This is a genomic window from Brevibacillus brevis (assembly GCF_001039275.2).
In the GTDB taxonomy this organism is placed as follows: Bacteria; Bacillota; Bacilli; order Brevibacillales; family Brevibacillaceae; genus Brevibacillus; species Brevibacillus brevis_C.
On the sequence record NZ_CP030117.1, the window covers coordinates 3,199,732 to 3,210,322 of the forward strand.

Below are 10,591 nucleotides of genomic sequence, written 5' to 3' on the forward strand. Positions count from 1 at the left end.
TGTCGTATGTTCCTGCTCTTGACTCATTCGGTTCTAGGAAAGATTTACCCTTCACGTTTTTTCATTTTTATCAAATTTTACCATATTGCTACTTGGTACTACGGATTATGTCAACAGTTCAAGCGTGAAGGAAGTCACCCTTTTTTCTTTTTCGCACATGCCCATAAGTAGTTCTCGTAACGACTCCATCTCGCTCTGGTGCGATTGGTTGGCCCCCCTGCTGTAATAGGACTTGTAATATAGTTTAATGAGCGTATTTCCATATAGTTCCCAATCATGGCACAGTTTTTTATATTCGCTGGTCAACCGGTCGAATGCAGTCTCATTCACCCAGTTATTTTTATACAGAATCAGAGGCAAATGAATGGTAGATTTCCGAAAGAAATACGGATTTTTGATCGCCACGGCCTTACGCTGAAAATTCGGAAGGGATATCCCTAGCAATCTTTGCTCGATGCTATCTGCAAATCGCTGGATGGCTGACAGTCCATACGCTGTATAAATTGGAGAATTTTCCGAATGTATCCCCTTGATTTGGGTGCGTTCTTCCAGAAGGAGAGAATGGAGATTCCCTTTTATCAGCTCTTTTGTACATCTGGAAAAAAATTGTTGCTCTTCTTGCTCTTTGATTCGCGTCGCCAAGAGAGACGGGGCCTGTGCAGATGCAAAGGCCCGATCAAAACAATCGTAGGGAAGCATGTATTTCTCCATTTTACTTGGCTGCATGCAATCCTCGATCAAAAGATATGATTTCGTCTCTTCGTTGTAACCATAAAGAAAAGCAGGGTGTACGATATGCTGTTTTTCCGAGTCTACACCGGAGGGATAATAAAAGCGGTCCAAATCCACAAAAACATAGTAGCCGTTTCGTAAAAATTCCTTGATGGCGCGATGACCACTTTCTTCTTTTGCAAAGGAATAGGTTTGGAAATCCAAAACGGAAGAAAGATCTAACACGCGAACAACATCTAGTAGCAGCATTCCTTCTTCATGTGCTTGACTTTTGTTTTCCGTCGTTTCATCCCTAGCGTCTTCTTCCAGCGAATGTAACTGATACTTTGTTTCTGCTAAGCATGGGGTATACTCAAAATTTTTATCGTGATTCATCAGGATCGAGATCAAATTGTTATTGACGCAATTTATCCATGTTCCATTAAAGGGCTCCACCGGGAGTGAAAACGCTTCCAACGATCTACACCTCCACACTTATCCTAGACCGGCTCACTCATCTCTCTGATGAACTGGTCCGCTTCGTCCGCTGTTATTTTTCCTTGCTCCAAATCATTCATGATTTGTTCAATCGTCATGTTCCGTTTTACCGGAGTAGCTCGTTTTCTCTCAAGATAGGTAGCCATATCATGTACGGTCGGATAGGAGAAAATATCGGAGATCATAAACACGCCAGGATAGGCTGCATCCAATTCCTTTTGGAGCCTGACCGCAAGCAGTGAATTTCCGCCCAAATCTTCGAAGTTGGCAAAGATGCTGATCTCCTCAAGACCGAGCACTTTTGCCAAGATAAGCGCGATTTCCTGATCCCACTTCGTTATCTCCTGATGATCAGCTTCTTTTATGATCGCCGTTTCTCGGATAGACGAGTGTTCAAGTGTGCTGCTACTGCCAAGTGCGCGATCGATTGCCTTCTCGATACTCTCCGCAAGCACATAATCTTTTGCCAAGCTGTGTCCAATCGTTTCTTTTGTGAGTTTTGGCTTCAATTGACCGACGATGACCTGGCAAAGGTCTGCTTCCAAAAGCTCTGTGAAGATCGCCGCTCCCTGACTTGGCGAGATGCTCTCGAAAAGGTTGTACTGATTGTCTGTATCGTACGCTTGACCCATTCCAACATCTCGCCACAGAGGCCAATTGATGGTAAGCGCTTTTCTCCCTGTTTGACGCATATAGGCTGCATAGAGATCCATGTAACTGTTCGCCGCCACGTAATCACTTTGTCCAATACCGCCTGTCAACGTATGCATGCTAGAAAACATCACAAAGAAATCGAGATTGTCTTGCCGTGTGATTCGCTCCAATATCCAGGTGCCCCTCACCTTCGCTGCCATAACTTCCCGGATGCGGCTCTCTGGTTTGCGCACGAGCAATCCTTCCCCTGCTACCCCAGCACAATGGATCACGCCATGGATGGCTCCGGACTCTTTGCGGATTTTCTCAATCACTTCACGCATCTGGCCCTCTTGGCTAATTTCCGCTGAATGAATCTGCACGATCGCGCCGTTTTTCTCCATCTCGTGGATAGAGGCGATCTGTTGGAGCCTTTTCTGATCTTCCCCCTTAGATACGATGTCTGCCCACATGTCTCGCACGGGCAATCCTTGCCGACTGATCAGGTGGATTTTCGCAGGACTCAAACGGCTGATCTGTTTGCCGATTTCCAAACCCAATCCTCCGGTCCCACCTGTAATCACATATACGCCGCCTGCATTGATCACTGGCTTCTCGCCTGTGGCTGCCAGGGTAGTTTCCTTCAATCGCTCCACGTACCGCTTGTTGTTGCGATAGGCAACTTGGTACGGGGCATCTGTGACCGCAAATTCTTCGATAATCAATTTCGGATCGGTATAAGCATCGATATCAATGAACCGGATACGTACATGAGGAAATTCTTCTCGTGCTACTTTGCCAAGGCCCAGCAAGCATCCATGCTCTGGGTGAAGGGGCATCTCGTCTCCCGTTACTCGGTTGCCCTGATCGCACACGAGGATGATTTCTAACTCTTCACCAGCAGAATGAGCAAAGAGACTGTCTAGCAAGTAATACAGACTGGAAAAGCCTCTTTCCTCCGCCTTGCTGAGTCCGTCAACATCCTGAATCTCCGTTTCCGTCATGCTCATCAAATGGATAATTTTCTTAATCTTTTTCGCCTGCCATTGCGGCCACAAGCAATGATAGTCTTCACGATCCTTGGCTTGGCTGTAAGCGATCTCGCTTAGTTCTCCATAAATGTCGCGTAGATGCTCCTGAAGTCGCTCGGCAATCTCTCCCTCCCCTTTGAACACAGCCACGGCCTCTTCAAGCACAGTCTGCGGCTTTTCACGGGATGAAGATGGTGCCTCCTGGAGAATCCAATCCTTTTCGTAATAGCTCGCCCTCGTTATCTGGCCATTTACCTGCTTGATGGTATATCCAACTATTTCAGCGAGTACCTCTCCATCGGCATTCAAAATATCGATGTCAAAAGTTGCTGTTTGGTTTCCTTCTCCCTGCGCGCGCCTTTTTACATAACTGTAAATAGCAGAAGGAATAGGGGCGTGAACCCGGATCTCCTGATAGTAAAAAGGCAGATACAAAAGGTCATCCATGCTGCGTATCGCGATATTGACTGCATTGTCCATCATAGCTGGATGATAGAGGTAGTGTGCCGTTTCTTCACGATAGGAATCTGCGAGTTGGATCGCAACCAAACATTCCGTGGCTCCTATTCGAAGCCCTTTGATATTGTTCCAGTGTGGTCCTGTCGTAATAAAGCCTCCGCTCCGCTGCAGGTCAGTTGTGCTGGAAGCTAACGTACTTTGCAAGGCCAGCAGGTCTACGCGTTTTTGCTCCTGCATGGAACGACACAGTTTACCCTCCGCATGCTTGCGCCAGGAGCCATCTGCTTGATCCTTACTGGCGATATAGAAGTGATTTTCGTAGCCCTCTTTTTTTACCGTGATTTGCAGTTCATGGGTCTCCTCTTCCTGAAGCGAAAAGGGCTGCAAAAAGGCGAGGTCCTTGATGACAGTGAGACCGCCTTGTTGTCTGCCAACTTCGAGCAGCATCTCGATATACGCTGTGCCGGGCAAGACATACTCGCTACCCACCATGTGCTCGTGGAAGACCCAGTCTGTTGTAACGGAAAAGGCTGTCGTATACACCGTCTGCTCGATAGTGTCGCAAGTATATCCGCGAAGCAGTGGGTGTCCTAACGCTTGTGGAGCGGTCTGCCGATATCCTTGATTGCTGCTTTCTACCCAGCAACGAGTTTTATGAAACGGATAGACGGGGAGGCTTAGGCGATTGCACATGGACGGGTCGTATAATTGCTTCCATTCAATAGCCGCTCCCAAAACATATAGCTCCCCCAAAGAGTGATAGAAGGACATTTCTTTTCCTCGGGTAGCCTTAGAAGTGAGCAAGTCTCTAGCTTGCAAGGACAACTCCTGCTTTTCTCGCTCTGTCCATTTCTTCTTCAGGTTGTGCGGATGATCGGCTGATGATCCTCTGCTGACAACCACTTCGTGAATCTGGTACAATACCTGCTCACTAGAGGCAAGACCATGTCTCTTCAGATATTCCAGCTTGCTGAGCAGATCGTCGTAACCTGAGAAGATGATCATCAATCGATGGTTGTAATGGCCGCGTCCCGTGCTCGCTGTGTAGCACAGGTCCTGCAAATCAATTTGCTTGTTCCTGTATAAATAAGCGACATAGTCTGCCACCAGCTTGGATAGTACCTGCTCATCTTTTCCAGATAGCGGAAGCAAATAGAGAGAGGGCTCGTCCTTTTTCGTGTATAGCTGAACTTCTGGAGCCTCCCCTACTACCATGTGGCAATTGGTTCCGCTAAAGCCAAACGAACTGATACCCGCGATTCGCGGTCCTCCCGAAGTTGTCCAATCCCGGAGACGATCATTCACATAGACGGGCGAAGCAAAGAAATCAATAAAAGGATTCGCCTCCAGAAAGTTGATGCTCGCCGGAATTTTGCGGTGGCGCATAGCCAGCAACACTTTTAGCAAGGATGCTAGCCCTGATGCTCCGACAGTATGTCCGATGTTCGTCTTAACCGTTCCAATGGCACAAAACTGCTTTTTCTTTGTATAGCGGGAAAAAGCTTTGACAAGACCATCAATCTCGATCGAATCTCCCAATTGGGTTCCAGTTCCATGCGCTTCGATGTAGGAAATCGCTTCGCCATCGATGCCCGCCTCCTGCCATGCTCGACAAATGACTTCTTCCTGCGCACGAGCATTCGGTGCCGTGATCCCGTCTGATGTTCCATCGTTGTTTACTGCGCTTCCTTTAATCACGCCGTAGATATGGTCTCGATCCCGAATTGCATGCTGAAGAGGCTTGAGGATGACGGCACCCACCCCTTCTCCCCAAACTGTTCCATTCGCCTGTTTGTCAAATGTGCGGATCAGATAATCTTCCGACTCGACTAGACCAAGCATCGGATTTTTGATTGGGCTGTAATTAATGTGAATCCCACCTGCGATCGCCATGTCGCAAACGCCCGATACAATGGCTCGGCACGCTTCATGGACGGCAACCAGTCCGGAAGAGCATGAAGTATCAATGACAAGGCTCGGACCCTTTAAATTAAACCAATAGGAAATTCGACTAGACAGAATGGCTGACCACGTGCCAGATAGCAACAAAGGATCTTTTTCCGCCGCATTGTCTCGATACCATTGTCCCCAGGTATGATCCGTACCGATATATACACCTGTATTCGTTCCGCTGATGTCTTTGTAATAGTATCCTGCGTCTTCCAGGGCTTGATAGGAAGTTTCCAACATCAATCTTTGCATCGGGTCCATGAATTTTGCTTCGACAGGAGAGATTTGGAAAAAAGCAGGGTCAAACTGATCAATGCGATCCAGATATCCGCCCTTAAAGAACCATTGATTTTTTTCCACTTGCCCCAATAGACGTTCATCGATACAATCCCGAACGCGTGAATCGGGAAACTCATCGATGCAATTTTGTTGATGCTTCAGTTGCTCCCAAAAGTGAGCCAGGTCCTCTCCTTTCGGAAATTTGCCTGCCATGCCGACAATGGCAATTTCTTTGTCCACCATCGGCTCTGTAAGCTTCTGACACTGCTCCAATAGCGCTGCTGCATCTGTCGGATTCATTTTTTTGGTAGCGACTAGTTCAAAAATAAGTTTTTCTACTGCCGTCATTACACACCTCCTCCCTTATTTTTGTAGGCATCAAGTGCTTCGTGCACGGATATTTCTTGACTGGCTAATCGCTGCAACAAATCCAGTGTCGTTGCTGCACTGACAGTGCTGCCATTGAGTTGCTGGTGCTTTTTCTCTATGTAATCCGCCATTTCCGAGATCGTCGAATAGGTGAACACATCTGAGATATTCAAGATCGGTCCGTATTTTTCTTCCAAGAGCCTGAATAGATAGACAGCCAGGATAGAATTGCCTCCCAGACTATTAAATTTGGCAGAAAGGCGTATTTCTTTGACACCGAGAACTTGTGCCCAAATCATGGCGACTTCTCTTTCTGTAGCGGACAAGGCAGATTCATCTTTATCCAAGATGTGTAGATGTTCTTTTTGAGCAGGGCGATCCGCTTTTTCCTCTCGCGGAGATCCCAACTGCGTTCGTAAAAAGTTCGCTAACTGGTCGCTTAACACATAATCATGCCCTAAGCTTTGTCCAATGGCTTCCTTGGTGAGTCGGCGTTTCAGTTGACCGACAATCACCTGATTTTGGTCTGCATGCAAAAGCTCTGTAAAAATCGTTGCTCCCTGTCTTGGCGCAAGGCTCTCGAACGGGCTATGTCGATTGTCCACGTCGTACGTTTTCCCCATTCCAACGTCTTGCCACAGTGGCCAGTTGATAGTAAGAGACTTTCTGCCTCGTTGGCGCATGGAGGCTGCATACATGTCCAAGTAACTGTTTGCCGCTACATAATCGCTCTGTCCAGCTCCGCCTGTCACCGTGTTCATACTGGAAAACATCACAAAGAAATCAAGGTCGTCATCTCCTGTGAGCTGATCCAATATCCATGTGCCTCTCACTTTGGCCGCCATGACTTCCCGGATGCGGCTTTCTGGCTTGCGAACGAGCAGTCCTTCTCCTGCCACTCCCGCACAATGGATCACTCCGTGGATAGCACCAGAATCAGAGCGGATTTTTTCGATCACTTGGCGCATCTGACTCTCTTGACTGATATCTGCTGCATGAATCTGAACACTCGCGCCGTTACTCTCCATTTCGCGGATGGAAGCGATCTGCTCAATTTGTCTTTGCTCTCCTCCGTTGGTAACGATGTCCTCCCACATCTCTCGAACTGGCAAGCCTTGTCGGCTGATCAGGTGGATGTTTACCTGATTTAGACGGCTGAGCTGCTTGCCGATTTCCAGGCCTAATCCCCCGGTCCCGCCTGTAATCATATACACACCGCCAGATTTAATAACGGGTACTTCGCTTGTTACTTCCAGCGTCGTTTCCTTTAATCGTTCCACATACCGCTTGTTGTTGCGGTAGGCTACTTGATACGGCGCATCTGCTACAGCAAACTCTTCGACGATCAAATTGGGATCGGTATATGCATCGATATCGATAAAACGGATACGCACATGAGGGAATTCTTCCCGCCCTACTTTACCAAGGCCCAGCAAGCACCCATGTTCAGGACGGAGGGTCGTTTCGTCCCCCGTAACACGATTGCCATGATCGCACACGAGGATGATTTCCAGCTCTTCACCAGAAGAATGAACAAAGAGACTGTCAAGCAAGTAATACAGACTGTAAAAGCCCCTTTCTTCCGCTTCGTTGAGTCCCCCTATATCCTGAATCTCCGTTTCCGTCATACTCATGAAATGGATGACTTTTTTCATTTTTTTCGCCTGCCATTGCGACCACAAACGGTGATAGTCCTCACGATCCTTGACTTGGCCAATTGCATCCCCGTAGGAGACTTCAACGATGTCTTCATAGACATTGTTCAGACACTTCCGAAGCCGCTCGGCAAGCTCTCCTTTTCCTCTGAACACTGCCACTGTCTCGCCAGAAGCGGCTTGCTGCTTTTCATCGGATGGGAGTGGGGCTTCCTTGCAAATCCAATCCTTTTCGTAATAGCTCGCTGTAGTCATCTGGGCATTTACCTGCTTAATGGTATACCCTTCAATTTCAACGAGCACCTCGCCATCGGGATTCAATATGTCGATGTCAAATGTTGCCGTTTGGTTTTCTTCCCCTTGTGCTCGCCTTTTCACATAGCTGTAAATGTCAGGTGGTATAGGGGCATAGACCCGAATCTCCTGATAGTAAAAAGGCAGATACAAATGAGCATCGATGCTCCGTATCGCAATATTGGCGGCATTGTCCAGCATGGCCGGATGATAGTGGAAATGAGCCGTTTCTTCGCGATAGGAATCTGCGAGTTGAATGGAAACTAGACATTCCGTCTCGCCCGTTTGCAGCTCCTTCATATTGTTCCAGCGTGCTCCTGTCGTAATGTAACCCCCGCTCGATTCCACATCGGTTGTGCTGGGAGCCGCATGGAACGTCCTTTGCAGAGCAGACAGGTCTAAGCGCTTTTGCTCACGCGTCGAGCGGCACAGTTTTCCTTCCGCATGCTGGCGCCAGGAGCCATCTGTCTGATCCTTGCTAGCGATAGAGAAGTGATTTTCGTCGCCTTCTTTTTTCATCGTGATTTTCAGTTCATGACTCTCAGATTGCTGAAGTGAAAAAGGCTGCAAAAAAGCAAGGTCCTTGATGACAGTGAACTCGCCTTGTTGTCTTCCTACCTCTAGCAGCATCTCGATGTACGCCGTGCCAGGCAGTACATATTCGTTTCCGATCATGTGCTCGTTCAGGACCCAGTCATCTTTTACTGACAATCCGACTACATAAGTAACTTGATCAGAAGTATTTTCACCCAAACTTGTGAGCAATGGATGCTGGGACTTCGGTGAGCTTAGTAGCTTGTTATCCGCATAATCCTCCTGATTAATCCAGCAACGAATTTTCTGAAACGGATAAACCGGCAAACTTAATCGGTTGCACGAAGAGCCGTCAAATAAACGCTCCCATTGGATTGCGGCCCCCGCTACGTAAAGCTCACCCAAGGACAGATAGGAAGACAAATCTTTATCTGAAGCGTCGTGAACGGTTGCTGTAACGTTGCCACTCTCCCCTTCATGAACCTGGTACAACACCTGCTCCCCCGATGCAAGGCCGTGTCTTTTCAGATGCTCCAGTTTACGGATCAGATCGTTGTGATCTTTAAAAATGATCGCCAATCGATGGCTGTAATGACCGCGTCCCGTGCTCGCCGTGTAGCAAAGGTCCTCTAGATCAACTTGACGGTTTTGGTATAAATAAGCGGTATATTCCGCAACTAGCCTCGTTAGCACCTGTTCTTCCTTGGCAGATAACGGTAGCAAATAGAGTGACGCTCCGTTTTTTTGCTTAAAAGGTGCGGGCGGGGCCTCTTGCAATACCATGTGGCAATTGGTCCCGCTTAATCCGAATGAACTGATGCCAGCCGTTCGGGGTCCTCCAGAAGGCGTCCACTCTCGTAGCTGGTCGTTCACATAGACAGCCGACGAGCTAAAATCTATATTTTTATTCGGCTTTTTAAAATGGAGAGAAGGGAACAGCTTTTGGCTTTTCATGGAATAGATGACTTTTACTAAACCGGCAATCCCGGCCGCATGATCGAGATGTCCAATATTGGTCTTAATGGAACCGATGGCGCAAAACTGTTTTTTCTTTGTATAGCGGGAAAAAGCACGTGTAATTCCCTCTATTTCAATCGGATCGCCTAGCCTCGTTCCCGTTCCATGTGCTTCGATATAGGTGATGGTCTCAGGGTCGATTCCAGCATCCTCCCATGCCTGGCAGATGACTTCCTCCTGCGCTTGCGAATTGGGGGCGGTGATGCCGATCGAATTGCCGTCCTGGTTGATTGCGCTGCCTTTGATGATGGCATGTATATGGTCCCGGTCCTCTAAAGCTTTTTTCAACGGCTTTAGTAGAACGACACCCATTCCCTCGCCTTTTCCGGTTCCATTGGAGCTCTCATCGAATGTTTTGGTTCTTTCGTCAGATGATTCAATTCCGATTTTTACATGCTCGTGGCTTTTCAGCGGGAACAGATTCAGCTTGATCCCCCCTGCCAATGCCAAGTCACAAGACCCTTCGATAAGTTGGCGGCAAGCAAAATGAATCGCGACGAGAGAGGAAGAGCACGCCGTGTCGATGGCGATGGCTGGCCCCTTCAAATCCAACAGGTAAGAAATCCGGCTGGCGATAATGGATTGGATATTGCCAGGAATAGCGATGCCCATAGCTTCCGGTGCTAGAAGCTGAATCCCCCTCTTATACACTTCGCCAAAATCTGTGCTATAGCCAATAAATACACCTGTCTTGCTTCCTGCTAACCTCAAACCTCCGTAGCCAGCTTCTTCGATTGCTTCCCAAGCCAATTGCAAAAACAAGCGTTGATTCGGGTCCATTAAGCTGGCTTCTCGTGGGGATATCTGGAAAAAGCCAGGATCAAATTGATCAATCTCTGACAAATATCCCACGCAGTCAAAACGGGCTTTTTCTTTTTCAACCTGAAGCATCGGGAGGAAAAGGGCGGCATTTTCTCTCCGGTTTGCCGGAATATCCTGGATGGAGTCTATGCCCAAGTGGAGAAGCTTTTCCATCCCGGAAACAGTGTCAGCATGGCCTAACCGAGACGCGATTCCCACAATGGCAATATCTTTTTCTACTTCCTTTTGCTGATCCTGTCGCAAATAATGAATGAGGTGGGCGGCAATGTTTTTATCTAACTGGCCAGAGCCGACATGCTTCAGGATATAGGAGTACATCTCTTCTTTTTTTGCCATAAG

At 47.9% G+C, this 10,591-nt stretch carries 3 protein-coding genes; all 3 read right to left on the reverse strand.

Annotated elements, in window-relative coordinates; all coding sequences use genetic code 11:
• Positions 1-105: 105 nt before the first annotated feature.
• Genes AB432_RS15780 through AB432_RS15790 form a run of 3 tightly spaced genes read right to left on the reverse strand, consistent with a single transcriptional unit; the run spans position 106 to position 10,588 of the window.
• Positions 106-1,188 carry a hypothetical protein gene (locus AB432_RS15780; RefSeq protein WP_048033090.1) on the reverse strand — a complete coding sequence of 361 codons (1,083 nt, stop codon included), beginning with the start codon at positions 1,186-1,188 and terminating at the stop codon, positions 106-108.
• Between the two features lie 23 nt (positions 1,189-1,211).
• Positions 1,212-5,909, reverse strand: coding sequence for a type I polyketide synthase (locus tag AB432_RS15785; RefSeq protein ID WP_048033091.1), 4,698 nt, complete (start codon positions 5,907-5,909; stop codon positions 1,212-1,214).
• Positions 5,909-10,588, reverse strand: coding sequence for a type I polyketide synthase (locus tag AB432_RS15790; protein ID WP_048033092.1), 4,680 nt, complete (start codon positions 10,586-10,588; stop codon positions 5,909-5,911). Before AB432_RS15790 ends, AB432_RS15785 begins: the two co-directional genes overlap by 1 nt.
• Positions 10,589-10,591: the final 3 nt, after the last annotated feature.

What these genes read in the sequence shown, in the direction of transcription:
- AB432_RS15790 (WP_048033092.1), bottom strand. Translation starts at nt 10,588, where the DNA reads ATGGCAAAAAAAGAAGAGATGTACTCCTATATCCTGAAGCATGTCGGC.
- AB432_RS15785 (WP_048033091.1), bottom strand. Translation starts at nt 5,909, where the DNA reads ATGACGGCAGTAGAAAAACTTATTTTTGAACTAGTCGCTACCAAAAAA.